The sequence below is a fragment of the Nisaea sp. genome, assembly GCF_965216895.1.
In the GTDB taxonomy this organism is placed as follows: domain Bacteria; phylum Pseudomonadota; class Alphaproteobacteria; order Thalassobaculales; family Thalassobaculaceae; genus Nisaea.
This window is the reverse complement of record NZ_OZ244205.1, coordinates 155,760-170,271: the sequence shown is the minus strand read 5'-3', so window position 1 is coordinate 170,271 and position 14,512 is coordinate 155,760. Positions and strand designations below refer to the sequence as shown.

Below are 14,512 nucleotides of genomic sequence, written 5' to 3'. Positions count from 1 at the left end.
GAGCGACATGCGCATTATCCTGAACGGACAGCAGGCTTTCGGAAAGGCCGCGCTGGAGGCCATTCTGGAAAAGGGCGAGGACGAGGTTGTCGCCGTCTATACCGCACCGGACAAGGACGGCCGCCCGGTCGACCCGGTCAAGGAAGCCGCTCTCGAACACGGCCTCGAAGTGCGCCAGCCGGCGGATTACTCCGATCCGGAGGTGATCGAGGAGCTGAAGAGCTGGAACGCCGACCTGATGATGATGGCCTATGTCATCATCTTCATTCCGGAAGAGGCGCGGAACGTGCCGAAACACGGCTCGCTCTGTTTTCACCCCTCCTTGCTGCCGCTGCACCGCGGCCCGTCCTCGATCAACTGGCCGATCATCTGGGGCGCCGCGAAGACCGGCCTCACGATCTTCTACCCGGATGACGGGCTCGACGAGGGTGATATCTGCGTGCAGAAGGAGGTCGAGATCACGCCGGACGACACGCTCGGCTCGGTCTATTTCGACAAGATCTTCCCGCTCGGCATCGAGGCGGTGCTCGAGTCCATCGACCTGATCCGCGCCGGCAACCCGCCGCACACGCCGCAGGACGAGTCCAAGGCGACCTACGAGGGCTGGTGCCGTAAGGCGGACGGCGAGATCGACTGGAACCGCAGCCAGGGCGAAGTCTACAACCTGATCCGCGGCTGTAATCCGCAGCCCGGCGCCTGGACCACGCTGGACGGCAAGGAGCTGCAGATCTTTGACAGCCGCCCGGTCGAGGGGTCCGGCAGAACCGGCCGGATCTGCGCCATCACCGACGACGGTTTCGTGGTCAATGCGGGCCGCGGCGGCATCCTCGTGAAGCGCGTGCGCTATGACGGCGGCAAGAAGGTCTCGGCGAAGGAGTTCGCTGCCGAACAGGGACTTGAGGTCGGCGCCAGGCTCGGCACCTGACCATTACCGAAATGTACCCCCGGACCCCTTAACCAGCCGGTCCGGATGCCCCTGGCCCCGCTTCGGCGGGGCCTTTTTCTTTGTGGCCGCCTCAGAAGACCAGAGCCTGCCCGTCGCGGCGCGGATCGGAGGCGGCGTGGTAGCTTCCGAACGCGCTCCGCTGGATTGCTCCCGCGCTCGCCCCGCCGGCCCAGGCTCCGACTTTCGTCAGAGGATGTCCGCGCCGCTTGAGCCCGTCGATCACCGCGTCGCCGAACCGCGCCTCGCCGACCATGCCGTCCGGGGCCTCGTGCGGGTACTGCGAATTCATGCCTGCCTGCATGTGGGTCCATCGGGGCGCGTGGATCGCCTCGGCGACGGTGAGGCCGTGATCGAAGATCGCGGAGATCAGTTGCATGTTGACCTGCACCTGTACGTCGGCGCCGGGCGTGCCGCAGCAGAGCGCGAGCGTACCGCCCTCGTCTGCCGGCCCGTCGAAGACCATGACCGGGTTCATTGTGTGGCGGACCCGCTTGCCGGGCTCGAGGCCGTTGGCATGCCCGGCGTCGAGATGCCAGTAATTCATCCGGTTGTTCAGGAGCATGCCTGTCCCGGGACAGACAACCTGCGAGCCGAAATGTCCGGAGAGGCTCTGCAGACCGTCCACGGCGTTGCCCCAGCGATCCACCACGCAGTAATGCGTCGTGTCGGAACCGATCTCGCGGAGGCCCGGCCCCGATCGCCTGCCGGCATTCGGGGCCCGGTCCTGGAAGGCCCAGGGATCGCCCGCCGCGACCGTTTCGGCGGCGCGCTCGGGATCGATCAGCCGAACCCGTTCCGCAGCATATTCCTTGGACAGCATCCCCTCGACCGGCACATCGGCGAAGGCCGGGTCCGCGAGAAAGGCCTCGCGGTCGGCGAAGGCGAGCTTCTTGGCCTCGACCATGAGATGGATCGCCTCGGCGGAATTGAGGCCCAGCGCGGACATGTCGAAATGCTCGATCAGGTTCAGTTCCTGCAGCAGCACGTGCCCGGAGGAGTTTGGCGGCGCCTCGTAGACAGTCCGCCCGCGATAGGTGGTCGAGATCGGCTCCTGCCACTCCATCCGGTACCTTGCGAAATCCTCCTTCGTCAGGATTCCCCCGGCCCGCTCCGAGAAGGCGACCATGGCATCGGCGAGAGGGCCCTTGTAGAACGCATCGCGGCCATGTTCGGCGATCAGCGCGTAGGTTTTCGCCAGGTCCGGATTGCGCCGGATCTGGCCCGGCTTCAGGGGCACGCCATCCGGTGCGAAGATCGCCGCCGAGGCGGGGAAGCTGTGCAACAGGTCGTGCGTTGCCGCCAGGTTGCACTGGAAGTGGGACTGCGGGACGCCGTCGAGACAAAGCTCGATGGCCGGCTGGATGCAGTCCGCCAGCGGCAGTCTTCCGTGGCGCTCGTGCGCCGAGAGCAGCGCGTCGCAGATCCCGGGAACGGAAACAGAGAGAATGCCGCGGTCGACGATCCCGTCGGCGAACCGTTCCGCCGTCGCGGCGAACGGCGCCGTCCCCGTACCGTTGGCGATGGCGAGCGAATGCGCCTCCTTCATGTGGATCATCATGAAGCCGTCGGCCGCGATGCCGGAACCCTGCGGCTCCGCGACGCCGAGCGCAAACCCGATCGCCACCGCCGCGTCGACCGCGTTGCCGCCACTCATCAGGATGCGCATGCCTGCCATTGAGGAAAGCGGGTGATTGGACACCACAGCTCCCTGCGCGCCCATCCTGACCGGCGCCCAGGCCTCGGCTTTGATACCGGCAGGTGTTTCCATGGCGCTCTCTCCCGCATGCCGTCTGCTTTCCGCTATATATTTATACCGTCGGACACATGTCGCTCATCGCGCGGATTGCGCATGAATACCGGCCCGGATTCGGTCCGGTCCGTCCGGGAACAAGACCCGCGATCCGACGGCAGCTTTGCAGCGGCGGGCCAAAGCCTCATAAATACCTCCGTGATCTCTCGCCTGGTCTCGGACCCAAGAAACGGAGAAGTGCGATGATGGCCGGTTCCGGCTCCGCGTTGATCGTGGTCGATGTGCAGAACGATTTCTGTCCGGGAGGCGCGCTCGCCGTGCCGGGCGGAGACGAGGTGGTTCCAATTGCGAACCGGCTCATGGCGAAGTTCGACCATGTGATCCTGACGCAGGACTGGCACCCGGGCGATCATGCCTCGTTCGCCGCGAACAATCCCGGCATGGAGCCGTTCTCGATGACCGAGATGCCCTATGGGCCGCAGATCCTCTGGCCGGTCCATTGCGTTCAGGGAACACCGGGAGCGGCGTTCCACGCCGATCTCGTGACCGACAGGGCGAGCCTGATCGTGCGCAAGGGATTCCACAGCCATATCGACAGCTACTCCGCTTTCCTCGAGAACGACCGGAAAACGCCGACGGGCCTCGCCGGAGCGCTTCGCGACCGCGGCATCAACGATCTCGTTCTCGTCGGACTGGCGACCGATTTCTGCGTCCACTACTCCGCCACCGATGCGGTGATGCTCGGCTTCGGCGTGACCGTCCTCGAAGATGGCTGCCGGGCGATCGACCTCGACGGCTCGCTCGCCGCGGCGCGCGCCGAGATGGCGGCACGTGGCGTCACCCTCGCCACCAGCGACCACCTGAAAGCCGCATGATGCGTATCCTGATCGTAGAAAACTACGCCGGCACCGATGTCGGCCGCATGGCGAAGACCTTCCGCGCGCGCGACGTCGCGTTCGATGTCCTCCCGGCTTTCGACGGGGCTCCCCTGCCGCAAGCCCCCGACGGTCACGACGGCATGATCGTGCTTGGCGGCGGGCAGGACGCTCTGGACGATGCGCGCTCGCCCTGGTTTCCCGCCTTGCTGGAACTGATGCGCCTCTTCGACCGGGCCCGCCGCCCGGTGCTCGGCATCTGCCTCGGCGCGCAACTCCTCGCCCGCGCCCATGGCGGCCGCAACATCCTGGCGCAACCGCTGGAATTCGGCTATGTGCCGATCACGCCGAACGCGGCCGGTCGGCAAGATCCGCTGATATCGTCGCTCGATCCTGCCCTACCCATCTTCCAATGGCATTCGGACACCTTCGAGCTGCCCCCAGGCGCCACCCTGCTGGCAAGCGGCCCGAGCTATCCGAACCAGGCCTACCGGGTCGGCGAGGTCAGCTATGGCACACAGTTCCATTTCGAGGTCGACAGGGTCCTGGCCGAGCGCTGGACCTCGGCCGCGCCCGCCATTCTCGACGAACGCGCGCCCGGTTGGCGGACAGCGCTTCCACGCGAACTCGACCGTCACGAGGCTGCGGCCGGTGCGTTCTGCGACCGCTTTACCGCGCGCTGGATCGACTTCGTAGCCTCCACGCGCTCTTGACCGCACCCCGGCGCCCGGCGAAGCTGCGTGAAAGCTTTTTGAAATCAAGGTGATGAACGGCAAGACAATGGAACGCTTCGATTTGAGTGAGAAAATCGTGCTGGTGGCGGGCGCCAGTTCCGGTATCGGCGCGGCGACCGTGGAGCGCCTGCTTGCCGAGGGTGCGCGTGTGATCGCGGCCGCGCGGCGCATGGACCGTCTTCAGGCGATGGCCAAGAATCGTCCGGGCCACTGCCTGCCGATGCAGCTGGATGTTAGCGATCCGGACTCGACCGCCTCGCTGATCGAGCGCATGCCCGAAGGCTGGCGCAACATCCACGGCGCCGTGGTCTGCGCCGGGCATGATGTCGGCGGACGTGCGCGCTTCGACCAGGCCGATGCCGAGACCTGGGCCAACATCATCGAGACCAACGTCAACGGCACGATTAGGGTCTGCCGCGCGGTGATCGACCGGATGGCGGCGCGCGGCAACGGCCATATCGTTACCCTCGGCTCCACCGCCGGGCTCCGGGTCTATCCGGGCGGCAGCATCTACAACGCCTCAAAATTCGCCGTCCGCGCCTTCACCGACGGTCTGCGGCTCGATTTCGGCAAGACGGATATCAGGGTGACGGAAGTCCTTCCGGGACTGACCCGGACAGAGTTCGCGGAAAGCCGATGGGGCGACGGCGACCGGGCGACGGAGTTCTATGACAATGCTCCCGGAACGCTCGTGCCGGAAGACATCGCCGATGCCATTCTGTACGCGATGACGGCACCGGCCAGCGTCAACGTCTCCCAGATCCTGGTCGAACCGACGCGGGTTTAAAAAAAAACCGCCGGACCAACTGGCCCGGCGGTCTCAACGAGGTTCGAAAAGGTTTACTTCGCCTTCGGCTCGCTCATCAGTCCCTTGACCAGCGAAACGCAGCCGAGCAGCAGCACCACGGCAAACGGCAGGCCGGTCGAGACCGAAGCCGCCTGCAACGCGCCGAGCCCGCCGCCAAGCAGCAGTGCGATGGCGACCATGCCCTCGAAGGTGGCCCAGAAGACCCGCTGCGGCACCGGCGCGTCGACCTTGCCGCCGGCGGTGATGGTGTCAATCACCAGCGAGCCGGAGTCGGACGAGGTCACGAAGAACACGATCACCAGGACGATGCCGATGAAGGAGGTGATGCCGGCGAGCGGGAGCTGCTCCAGCATGGTGAAGAGCTTCAGCTCCAGCGCCGCGTCCGCGATCTCCTTGTGGCCCGCCTGCAGCAGCGAGAGAGCGGTGCCGCCGAAGGCCGTCATCCAGAGCACGGAAACGACGGACGGCACGATCAGGACGCAGAACAGGAACTCGCGCACGGTCCGGCCGCGGCTGACCCGGGCGATGAACATGCCGACGAACGGCGACCAGGAAATCCACCAGGCCCAGTAGAACGAGGTCCAGCCCTGGGAGAAATTGGCATCGTCGCGCCCGAACGGATTGGAGAGCGCCGGCAGATATTCGAGATAGGCCCCGAGATTGCCGAAGAACCCGGTCACGATGGCGAGGGTCGGACCGACGATGATGATGAAGCCGAGCAACAGGATGGCGAGCACCATGTTGATCTCGGAGAGGCGCTTCACGCCGGCTTCGAGGCCTGCGACCACGGAAATCAGTGCGACGCCGGTAATGCCGGAGATCAGGACCACTTTCGAGGTGTCGCTGACCGGAATACCGAACAAGAAATTGAGACCGGCATTGGCCTGCTCCGCCCCGATGCCGAGCGAGGTCGCGAGCCCGAACAGGGTCGCGAAGACCGCCAGCGTATCGATCACATGGCCGGTCCAGCCCCAGACCCGCTCGCCGAAGATCGGGTAGAAGATCGAGCGGATGCTGAGCGGCAGCCCCTTGTTGTAGGCGAACAGCGCAAGCGCCAGGGCCACGACGGCATAGATCGCCCAGGGGTGCAGGCCCCAGTGGAAGATGGTCGCGGCCATGCCCAGGCGTTGTGCCTCCGCGGCATCCCCGGCCGCGCCGGCAAGCGGCGCCCAGCTGTCAGGCGACCCGGCGCCCTCGGCGACGGAAGAGGAATAATGCGATATCGGTTCGGAAACCCCGAAGAACATCAGGCCGATACCCATCCCGGCCGCAAACAGCATCGCGAACCAGCCGGGATAGGAATAGTCCGGAACCGCCTCGGTGCCGCCAAGCCGGATCTTGCCGAGCGGCGAGACGATCAGCGCCAGCGTCAACAGGACGAAAACGTTCCCGGCGAGCAGGAAAAACCAGTCAAAGCCGGAGGTCAGGGTCGGCCGCAACCACCCGAAAAAGGCGCCCGCATGTTCCGGCAGGGCCAGAGAATAGAACACCATCAGGATAATGGCGCCGGCGGAAATGGCGAACACCGGATTGTGGATGTCCATTCCGAACGGGCCGATTTGCGGCTGGATGTTGTGCTGGCCGACTTCGTAGTCGGTATCGATAATATTCGCGTCCCCGTCGGGGCCGCGGTCTGCTGCTTCGCTCATAATGCCTCCCCTGGCCCGCCTTTGGATTGGCAGACCGGAATCATTCAGGTCAAAGTCGGGGCCCGGTACACTGACCGAACCGGCACGCCGCTTGCCACGTGCTCTCTTTGCTGGTCTCCATTGTGCCTGTCAGGATGGAGGAGTCAAAAAAGGCCGATATCCGCATTGCGACACTTTCTCTATTTCGAGAGCCGGATAAGCAGGTCGACGGGATTTGATCCGGGTCAAATTAAGGCGCGAGCGCGCTTTCGGAAAAAGTTCCACCAGCGTCGAATTGTGCCAATTCTGACATGACCCAGGCATCGAAAGCGAGAACCAGCGAATCGGATGCCTTTTCCCGCGGATAGACCAGAAAATACCCCGCATCCTCGTCGATCCTCACGTCGGAGAGCGGAACGAGCATGCCATTGTTGAGTTCGTCCAGCGCGAGAGCCGGCCGCGCCAGAACGGCGGCCTGTCCGGCGACCGCGACATTCAGGATTGTCGCCGCGTCGTAATACACCGCCCCCCGCCTGAAACGCGTCCCGCCGGCGCCCGCCGCGTCGAACCAGGTGCGCCAGAAAATCGTCGTGTCCTCGTGATGCAACGGCAATTGCGCGATCCGCTCTGGCGAAAGCGGCAAATCCGACAAGGGAATGCCTTCCCGTTCCAGCAGGATCGGGCTGGCCAGCGGTTGCGCATAGCCCGGCATCAGCTTCTTCGTAACGGTGCCGGGCCAGTCGCCGCGGCCGAACCGCAGTGCGATGTCGACCCCGTCCGTCGTGAAATTCGAGAGCGCGACCGAATGGTGCAGATGCACCTCGACATCCGGCTCGAGCGCGGTGAACGCAGCCAGTTTCGGCACCAGAAGCCTGTATGCAACCGACGGCGCCGAAGAGACCGTAAGAACCCGCTGGCTCGCATCCTGGCAGATTTCATCCACCGCCCCGGCGATGGTATCCAGGGCGGTGGACACCGACGCCAGCAGACGCCGCCCTGTCGCCGTCGGGCGGATCGTCCGCCCCGCCCGGTCGAAAAGCGCAAGCCCGAACCAGTCCTCGAGCGCGCGGATCTGATGGCTGATCGCGGCGTGGGTCACGTTCAGTTCATCCGCGGCCTTGCTCACGCCACCGAGACGGGCTGCCGCTTCAAAGGCCCGAAGCGCGGTCAAAGGGGGAAGCCGCCTGCTCATAATATGTAAATTAAACTAACATAATGAGTGAAAATCAATCATTTGTTTTCGCCCATGTTTTTCACGATATTCGATTTCACAAGGCAACTCGACAACACACGAACCAGTGAGGAAAAATCATGCATAACGCTTTGTATCTACTTCTGCACGGAGCCGGCGGGCTGACCCATGACGTCACGATCTGGAAGGAGTTCGCCCGCAATCAGCCCCGACGCCGGAGCCCCCCTGTCAGAGGCGATGAGACCCCGGCCCGGGTCGCCGGCCTCGGTGATGCGGCAGATCATCTGCGGCGCCTCTCGCGTCAGGCCAGACTGAGCGCACAGGAATCCCAGCTGCTCCGCACGGCACTGAACATTGTCGAAACGGAAGCGGCCACGCGCCGACAGCCTGCATGAACCGGGACTGCCATTTCAAAACAACATGAACGGGCCCTGTTCCGCGCACGGCCCGTTTTTCTTGCCCGATGCCGAATGTCAGCGTTTGAGGTTCAGGGTGCGTAACTCGCAGAACGGCGAATGCTTCGACACGATGGTGTCGGACCTGCGCGACAGGATATCGGCCTGGGCGACCGTGTAGCCCTGCGCCTCGACAAGCTTGACGATTTCCAGCAGGTAATCGAGGTCCGCTTCGACCCGCGAAAGACGCCCTGCCGCGCGGGCCAGCGCCGTTCCCGCCTCGCTCAGACGATAGCAGGGCAGTGTCAAATCCGCCGCCGGATCTTCGTGGCTCACCCGCACAACCTTGTCGGCATAGAGCAGATTGGTCGAAAAGCGATCCGCTTTCTGCGAACTGAAGACCTTGCTCAGGTCCCGGTTGGTCCGGAGCAGACCGTATTCCTCAAGCATCAGGATGCAGTCGCCGGTAAGTTCCCGCTCGCCGAAGAACTCGTCCGAGAGCCGGACCAGGAAATTGTTGATCCGGAACTTCGCCAGGATCGCCACCCAGCGGATCATGTTGCGGTTGAGCGTGCTCAGGACCCGGAACGTGACCGGCGGAACCGCGCCGCTCTCCTCCGCCTCGAGCGCCAGCAACGCGGCCCACATCTCCTGCCCGGCCCGATCGCCGCAATCGGATGCGGCTTCTATGAAACGCACACTCCAGTCCGGATCGACATGCCCGTCGGCGTCCGCATCGTCTTTCAGCAAGGTCATGGCGAGCGAAAAGATCGCCTCGATATTCCGCTGCCGCCGGAGATCGCGCTCGCTGACACGGGCCGCGGCACGCTCGACGAGCCCGTTCTCTTCCCGGTCTTCACCCCTGCGCACGGCATCGAGCCAGCTGCGCCCGCTGCTGCCGAGGCCATAGGCCAGCATCTCGCTGAATCTGAGGCACGCGGGATCGAAAGACGTCGCCGCCGGTTTCTCCGACCGGCCCTTTGCCCGTTCCTCGGCGGAAATCTTGCGGTCTGCTTCTGTCATACACAGCGCCCTAGCGTTACCGGCCGCAGCCTACCACGGTTTCCGCGCGGAGATTAGGTATTCCTGATTCCCGTCAGTCCCGGCGATCGGCGAATCCGCGACCCCGGTCACCGGCCATCCCGCGACCCCCTCGAGCCAGTTCCGGACCTCCGCCAGAGCTTCCAGTCGCGCGGTTTCGTCCCGGACGATCCCGCCTCTGCCGACCCTTGCGCGCCCGACCTCGAATTGCGGTTTGACCAGAGCGACCAGTCCGGCCCCGGCGCAGGCGCAGGCAAGTGCAGCGGGCAGCGCCAGCTGCAGGGAAATGAAACTGACGTCGGAAACGATCAGCCCGACCGGCTCTCCGATCACATCGGGCGTCAGGTCGCGGACGTTCAGACGCTCGTAGACCACGACCCGTTCGTCGTCGCGCAGGCGCGCGATCAGCTGGCCATGCCCGACATCGACGGCGTGAACGCGGGCCGCGCCGCGATCAAGCAGGACGTCGGTGAAGCCGCCGGTGGAGGCGCCAATGTCGAGACAGACCTCTTCCGCGGGATCGATCGCGAAACCATCCAGCGCGTGAACCAGCTTCAACGCCGCGCGAGAGGCCCAGCGATGCGCGGTATCGGCAAGCGCCAGGACCTGCCGAGAAGAAACCTTAGCCGCCGCTTTGGTCACGACGACGCCATCGACGGTGACGTCGCCGGCCTCGATCAGCTGCCGGGCGCGGCTTCGGCTTCCGGCAAGCCCGTGGCTCACGAGCGCCAGGTCGAGGCGTTCGCCCCCCGTGTCGGTCGACATGCTCCCTCAGGCGCGGGCCGGCGCCGAGGCCCTGTCGACGCCGAGCGCGGCCAGAACGGTGTTGGTGATGGCTTCCGCGTCGAGACCGGCCTGATGGTATTGCCGGGCCGGCGTCTCGTGATCGAGGAACAGGTCAGGCAGCACCATCGGGCGGACCTTCAGGCCGGATTCGAGCAGACCGTCCTCGGCCAGCGCATGCAGCACCTGGCTTGCGAAGCCGCCGATGCTGCCTTCCTCGATGGTGATCAGCACCTCGTGCTCCGCTGCAAGTCGGCGCAGCAGGTCCCGGTCCAGCGGCTTTGCGAAGCGGGCATCGGCGACCGTGGTGGAGAGCCCACGCGCGGCGAGTTCGTCGCCCGCCGCGAGACATTCCTGCAACCGGCAGCCGAGCGACAGCAGCGCGACCCTCGAGCCTTCGCGCACGATACGGCCCCTGCCGATCTCCAGCACGTCGCCGCGCGCCGGCAATTCGACGCCGACGCCTTCGCCGCGCGGATAGCGGAACGCGCTCGGACGGTCGTCGATCGCCGCCGCGGTGGCAACCATGTGGAACAGTTCCGCCTCGTCCGACGGCGCCATGATGACAAACCCCGGCAGGCAGCCGAGATAGGCGAGATCGAAAGCTCCCGCATGGGTCGCGCCGTCGGCCCCGACCAGGCCGGCCCGGTCGATGGCGAAGCGCACCGGCAGCTTCTGGATCGCGACGTCGTGCACGACCTGGTCGTAGCCGCGCTGCAGGAAGGTCGAGTAGATCGCCGCAAAAGGCTTCATACCCTCACAGGCCATGCCGGCCGCAAAGGTGACGGCATGCTGCTCGGCGATGCCGACATCGAAAGAGCGCTCTGGATATGCCCTGGCGAACTTGTCGAGCCCGGTTCCGGAGGGCATGGCGGCGGTGACGGCGACGATGCGGTCGTCCTCGCCCGCCTCGGCGATCAGCGCATCGGCGAAGACCGAGGTGTAGTTCGGCGCGTTGGAGACCGGCTTCTTCACCTCGCCGGTCACGACGTCGAATTTCGGAACCGCGTGATACTTGTCCGCCGCCGGCGCGCCGAACGGATGGCCGCGCCCCTTCTCGGTCACCACATGAAGCAGCACCGGCCGGTCCCGGTCCATGTCGCGGACATTGCGCAGCACGGGAAGCAGATGGTCGAGATTGTGCCCATCCACCGGTCCGACATAGTAGAAGCCGAGTTCCTCGAAGAGCGTGCCGCCGGTGACCATGCCGCGGGCGAACTCCTCGGCCCGGCGCGCGGTCTCTTCCATCGGCTTCGGCAGATTCTGGGCGAATTGCTTGGCGAGGTCGCGCAGGCTGCGGAACGGTTTCGAGGAGATCAGCTGCGAGAGATGCGCGCTGAGGGCTCCGACCGGCGGCGCGATCGACATGTCGTTGTCGTTCAGGATGACGATCATCCGGTTGCGCAACGCACCCGCATTGTTCATCGCCTCGTAGGCCATGCCGGCGCTCATCGCGCCGTCGCCGATCACCGAGACGACGTTGAAATCCTCGCCCTTGAGGTCGCGCGCCACCGCCATGCCGAGGCCCGCGGAAATCGAGGTCGAACTGTGCGCGGCGCCGAACGGGTCGTATTCGCTCTCGGTGCGCTTGGTGAAACCCGAGAGACCGCCGCCCTGGCGCAGGGTGCGGATCCGGTCCCGGCGGCCGGTCAGGATCTTGTGCGGATAGGCCTGATGGCCGACATCCCAGATCACCTTGTCGCGCGGAGTGTCGAAGACATTGTGGATCGCCACCGTCAATTCGACCACGCCGAGCCCGGCGCCGAGATGGCCGCCGGTTACGGAGACCGCATCGATGGTCTCGCGACGCAGATCCTCCGCCAGCTGTTTCAGCTGCGGATCGGAGAAGGACCGCATGTCGGCGGGAACGCGAACTCGGTCCAGAAGCGGGGTTCTGCGGTCAGGCATATCCAAATCAGCGCGGTGGCTTAATGCGTACGATCGACGACATAGGCGGCGACCTGTTTCAGAAGGTCTGCCCGATCGCCGAATAAATCAAGGGCACGGGCCGCCTGGTCCGCCAGCAGCCTTGCCTGGTCCCGGGCCCGTTCGGGACCGAGAATGGAGACGAACGTCGCCTTTCCGGCCGCACCGTCCTGCCCTACAGGCTTTCCTGTGGAATTGGAATCGCCTTCGTAATCAAGCAGATCATCGGCGATCTGGAAGGCCAAGCCGAGTTCCTGGGCAAAGGAATGCAGCGCGTGCGCATGTTTCTTGCTGGCATGCCCCAGGATGGCACCAGAGGTAGCCGCGAAAGCGAAGATCTCGCCGGTCTTCAAGCGCTGAAGTCGGGTGATCGCGCCGATATCCAGATCCCGTTCTTCCGCCAGAAGGTCGATCATCTGACCGCCGACCATACCCGTCCCGCCGGCCGCTTTGGCGAGACCGGCCACCAGTTGCGCGCGCACCCAGGCATCGGAATTCGTTTCCTCCGCGGAGAGAACCTCGAAGGCCAGCGCCTGCAGCGCGTCTCCGGCGAGAATGGCAGTCGCCTCATCGAACTTCTTGTGGCAGCTGGGCCGGCCGCGGCGCAGATCACTGTCGTCCATCGCCGGCAGGTCGTCGTGGATCAGGGAATAGCAGTGCATGAACTCGACCGCCGCACCGACCCGGTAGGCGCAGCGCGCATCGACCGCGAAAAGCTTTGCGGATTGCTGCACGATGAAAGGGCGCAGACGCTTGCCTCCCCCGAGACAGGAATACCGCATGGCCTCGAACAGCTGCGCCTCGGCATCGTCGGCCTCGGGCAACAGGAATTCCATTACGCGCTCGACCTCGCGCGCGCAGTCCGCGATCGCGTCCTTAAGATCGGTCATGTCCGGTATCGGTCCTGCTCAGTCTCTGATGGGGTTGCGGATCAGCTTTCGAACGGTTCGGCGGAAACCACGCCGTGACCGTCCGGGCGCCGGATCTTTTCGACCTTCATGCGCGCTTCGTCCAGCTTCTTCTGGCAATGCGCCTTGAGTTCCGCCCCGCGCGCATACGCATTGATGGCGTCGTCCAGGGTCCCGTTGCCGGATTCAAGCTTGCCGACGATTTCTTCAAGCTTCGCCAGCGCCTGCTCGAAGCTGAGGGCACCGATTTCGGCAGATGTGTCTTCGCTCAAGGGGCATCTCCTTCGGACGGTTGTCCGACAATAGTTCCCGCCCGCCCGCGTTACAAGGCCGGGCGGCGCGGCTCGATTGCTCAGGCTTGCATCAGCGTCCGGACATGCGCGGCCGTCGAATTCGCCAGCGCTTCAAGGTCATAGCCGCCCTCGAGGACGGAGACGATTTTCCCGTCGCAGACCATGTCGGCGATGCGCATGAGCTCCTCGGTGACCCACGCGAAATCGTCCTCGGTGAGGCAGAGCGAGGCGAGCGGGTCGTCGATATGGGCGTCGAAACCGGCGGAGATCATGAGCAGTTCCGGGTGGAACTCGATCAGCTTTGGGGAAATGATCTCGGTGATCGCAGCCCGAAACTGCTCGCTGCCCGCCATCGGCGGCAGCGGAACGTTGCAGATGTTGCCGACGCCCCGCTCGGTTTGCTTGCCGGTTCCCGGAAACAGCGGTGTCTGATGCGTGGAGCCGTAGAAGACACCGCCGTCGGCCTCGAAGATCGCCTGGGTTCCGTTGCCATGATGCACGTCGAAATCGACGATCGCGACACGGCGCAGCCCGTGCACGGCCCGCGCCTGCTCGGCGCCGACCGCGATCTGGTTGAAAAAGCAGAATCCCATCGGCGTGCGCGGCTCGGCATGATGCCCCGGTGGGCGCATGGCGCAGAAGGCGTTCTTCGCCTCGCCGCCGAGCACCGCGTCGACCGCGGCGCAGGCCGCTCCTGAACCACGCAGGATAGCATCGCCGGTCCCCGCCGTCAGGACCGTGTCCCCGTCGAGATGCCGTTCGCCGCTCTCCGGAACGGCAGCGAGGATCGCCTCGACGTAATCAAGAGGATGAGCCCGCGCGATCTGCTCCACCGTGGCCTTAGGGGCCTCGCGTCGTTCGAGCGCATCGAACTCGCCCGCGTCGAGCGCGTTCAGAATGGCTTTCAAGCGCGCCGGATGCTCCGGATGCATGCGGCCCGGATCATGACCGAAGCAATCCGCATGGGTGAAAAGCATCGTCCCCATCTCCGTCCCTCCCCAACATTTTTCAGGCTCCCGCGACGGACAATGCCGCTCTGTCAGTTCTTAGCAAGAAGGTCCGCAAACCATCCAGCGTCAACTTGCCGCGATGGAACACGGGTCCATTTTAGATTTGATTGCGGTCGCGCCGGACGCCCGGCAGAATGGGGTATCCTCTTTCTTAGCTACGGTTCCTTGCGCGAAATCATCGACACGGATCGCTTCAACATATCTGGCGTCGGAAGGCGTGTGC

The 14,512-nt window shown here is 64.9% G+C and carries 13 protein-coding genes; 4 read left to right on the top strand and 9 right to left on the bottom strand.

Features of this window, described 5'->3' with window-relative positions; translation table 11 throughout:
- The first annotated feature begins 7 nt into the window (after positions 1 to 7).
- Positions 8 to 925 (top strand): methionyl-tRNA formyltransferase, encoded by a 918-nt coding sequence (locus ACOOE1_RS00765; protein ID WP_420404433.1) that lies wholly within the window; start codon positions 8 to 10, stop codon positions 923 to 925.
- Positions 926 to 1,016: 91 nt separating this feature from the next.
- Here the strand turns inward: ACOOE1_RS00765 and ggt are convergent, their stop codons facing one another.
- Complete coding sequence (ggt, locus tag ACOOE1_RS00760) at positions 1,017 to 2,714, bottom strand: gamma-glutamyltransferase (RefSeq protein WP_420404432.1); 1,698 nt, start codon at positions 2,712 to 2,714, stop codon at positions 1,017 to 1,019.
- Between the two features lie 227 nt (positions 2,715 to 2,941).
- On the opposite strand from ggt, the gene pncA reads away from it, so the two are divergent.
- From pncA to ACOOE1_RS00745, 3 genes are read left to right on the top strand one after another with little or no spacing between them, the layout of a single operon-like run.
- Entirely contained in the window at positions 2,942 to 3,571 is a 630-nt protein-coding gene (gene pncA / locus ACOOE1_RS00755) for a bifunctional nicotinamidase/pyrazinamidase (protein ID WP_420404431.1), read from the top strand.
- A complete protein-coding gene (locus ACOOE1_RS00750; RefSeq protein ID WP_420404430.1) occupies positions 3,568 to 4,284 on the top strand; it encodes a type 1 glutamine amidotransferase in 717 nt (238 codons plus the stop codon). The genes pncA and ACOOE1_RS00750 overlap by 4 nt, the downstream gene beginning before the upstream one ends.
- A 52-nt stretch (positions 4,285 to 4,336) precedes the next feature.
- Positions 4,337 to 5,092, top strand: a complete 756-nt coding sequence (locus tag ACOOE1_RS00745) for an SDR family oxidoreductase (protein WP_420404429.1) — start codon at positions 4,337 to 4,339, stop codon at positions 5,090 to 5,092.
- 53 nt (positions 5,093 to 5,145) lie between these two features.
- Here ACOOE1_RS00745 and ACOOE1_RS00740 read toward each other — a convergent pair whose 3' ends face one another.
- The 8 genes from ACOOE1_RS00740 to ACOOE1_RS00705 all read right to left on the bottom strand — a co-directional run bounded on the left by ACOOE1_RS00740 (position 5,146) and on the right by ACOOE1_RS00705 (position 14,265).
- Positions 5,146 to 6,762, bottom strand: a complete 1,617-nt coding sequence (locus tag ACOOE1_RS00740) for a BCCT family transporter (protein ID WP_420404428.1) — start codon at positions 6,760 to 6,762, stop codon at positions 5,146 to 5,148.
- A gap of 229 nt (positions 6,763 to 6,991) precedes the next feature.
- Positions 6,992 to 7,933 (bottom strand): LysR substrate-binding domain-containing protein, encoded by a 942-nt coding sequence (locus ACOOE1_RS00735; protein WP_420404427.1) that lies wholly within the window; start codon positions 7,931 to 7,933, stop codon positions 6,992 to 6,994.
- Positions 7,934 to 8,406: 473 nt separating this feature from the next.
- A complete protein-coding gene (locus ACOOE1_RS00730) occupies positions 8,407 to 9,351 on the bottom strand; it encodes a DUF2806 domain-containing protein (protein WP_420404426.1) in 945 nt (314 codons plus the stop codon).
- Positions 9,352 to 9,381: 30 nt separating this feature from the next.
- A complete protein-coding gene (locus ACOOE1_RS00725) occupies positions 9,382 to 10,134 on the bottom strand; it encodes a TlyA family RNA methyltransferase (RefSeq protein WP_420404425.1) in 753 nt (250 codons plus the stop codon).
- Between the two features lie 6 nt (positions 10,135 to 10,140).
- Positions 10,141 to 12,060: a 1-deoxy-D-xylulose-5-phosphate synthase gene (dxs, locus tag ACOOE1_RS00720; RefSeq protein WP_420404424.1), complete on the bottom strand. Its 1,920-nt coding sequence runs from the start codon at positions 12,058 to 12,060 to the stop codon at positions 10,141 to 10,143.
- A gap of 20 nt (positions 12,061 to 12,080) precedes the next feature.
- Positions 12,081 to 12,968 (bottom strand): polyprenyl synthetase family protein, encoded by an 888-nt coding sequence (locus tag ACOOE1_RS00715; protein ID WP_420404423.1) that lies wholly within the window; start codon positions 12,966 to 12,968, stop codon positions 12,081 to 12,083.
- Between the two features lie 41 nt (positions 12,969 to 13,009).
- Complete coding sequence (locus ACOOE1_RS00710) at positions 13,010 to 13,258, bottom strand: exodeoxyribonuclease VII small subunit (protein WP_420404422.1); 249 nt, start codon at positions 13,256 to 13,258, stop codon at positions 13,010 to 13,012.
- Between the two features lie 80 nt (positions 13,259 to 13,338).
- Positions 13,339 to 14,265 carry a histone deacetylase family protein gene (locus ACOOE1_RS00705; protein ID WP_420404421.1) on the bottom strand — a complete coding sequence of 309 codons (927 nt, stop codon included), beginning with the start codon at positions 14,263 to 14,265 and terminating at the stop codon, positions 13,339 to 13,341.
- Positions 14,266 to 14,512 lie beyond the last annotated feature (247 nt).

Bases quoted from the DNA above. Each gene is read 5' to 3' on its own strand.
- ACOOE1_RS00765 (WP_420404433.1), top strand. From the start codon at position 8: ATGCGCATTATCCTGAACGGACAGCAGGCTTTCGGAAAGGCCGCGCTG.
- ggt (WP_420404432.1), bottom strand. From the start codon at position 2,714: ATGGAAACACCTGCCGGTATCAAAGCCGAGGCCTGGGCGCCGGTCAGG.
- pncA (WP_420404431.1), top strand. From the start codon at position 2,942: ATGGCCGGTTCCGGCTCCGCGTTGATCGTGGTCGATGTGCAGAACGAT.
- ACOOE1_RS00750 (WP_420404430.1), top strand. From the start codon at position 3,568: ATGATGCGTATCCTGATCGTAGAAAACTACGCCGGCACCGATGTCGGC.
- ACOOE1_RS00745 (WP_420404429.1), top strand. From the start codon at position 4,337: ATGAACGGCAAGACAATGGAACGCTTCGATTTGAGTGAGAAAATCGTG.
- ACOOE1_RS00740 (WP_420404428.1), bottom strand. From the start codon at position 6,762: ATGAGCGAAGCAGCAGACCGCGGCCCCGACGGGGACGCGAATATTATC.
- ACOOE1_RS00735 (WP_420404427.1), bottom strand. From the start codon at position 7,933: ATGAGCAGGCGGCTTCCCCCTTTGACCGCGCTTCGGGCCTTTGAAGCG.
- ACOOE1_RS00730 (WP_420404426.1), bottom strand. From the start codon at position 9,351: ATGACAGAAGCAGACCGCAAGATTTCCGCCGAGGAACGGGCAAAGGGC.
- ACOOE1_RS00725 (WP_420404425.1), bottom strand. From the start codon at position 10,134: ATGTCGACCGACACGGGGGGCGAACGCCTCGACCTGGCGCTCGTGAGC.
- dxs (WP_420404424.1), bottom strand. From the start codon at position 12,060: ATGCCTGACCGCAGAACCCCGCTTCTGGACCGAGTTCGCGTTCCCGCC.
- ACOOE1_RS00715 (WP_420404423.1), bottom strand. From the start codon at position 12,968: ATGACCGATCTTAAGGACGCGATCGCGGACTGCGCGCGCGAGGTCGAG.
- ACOOE1_RS00705 (WP_420404421.1), bottom strand. From the start codon at position 14,265: ATGGGGACGATGCTTTTCACCCATGCGGATTGCTTCGGTCATGATCCG.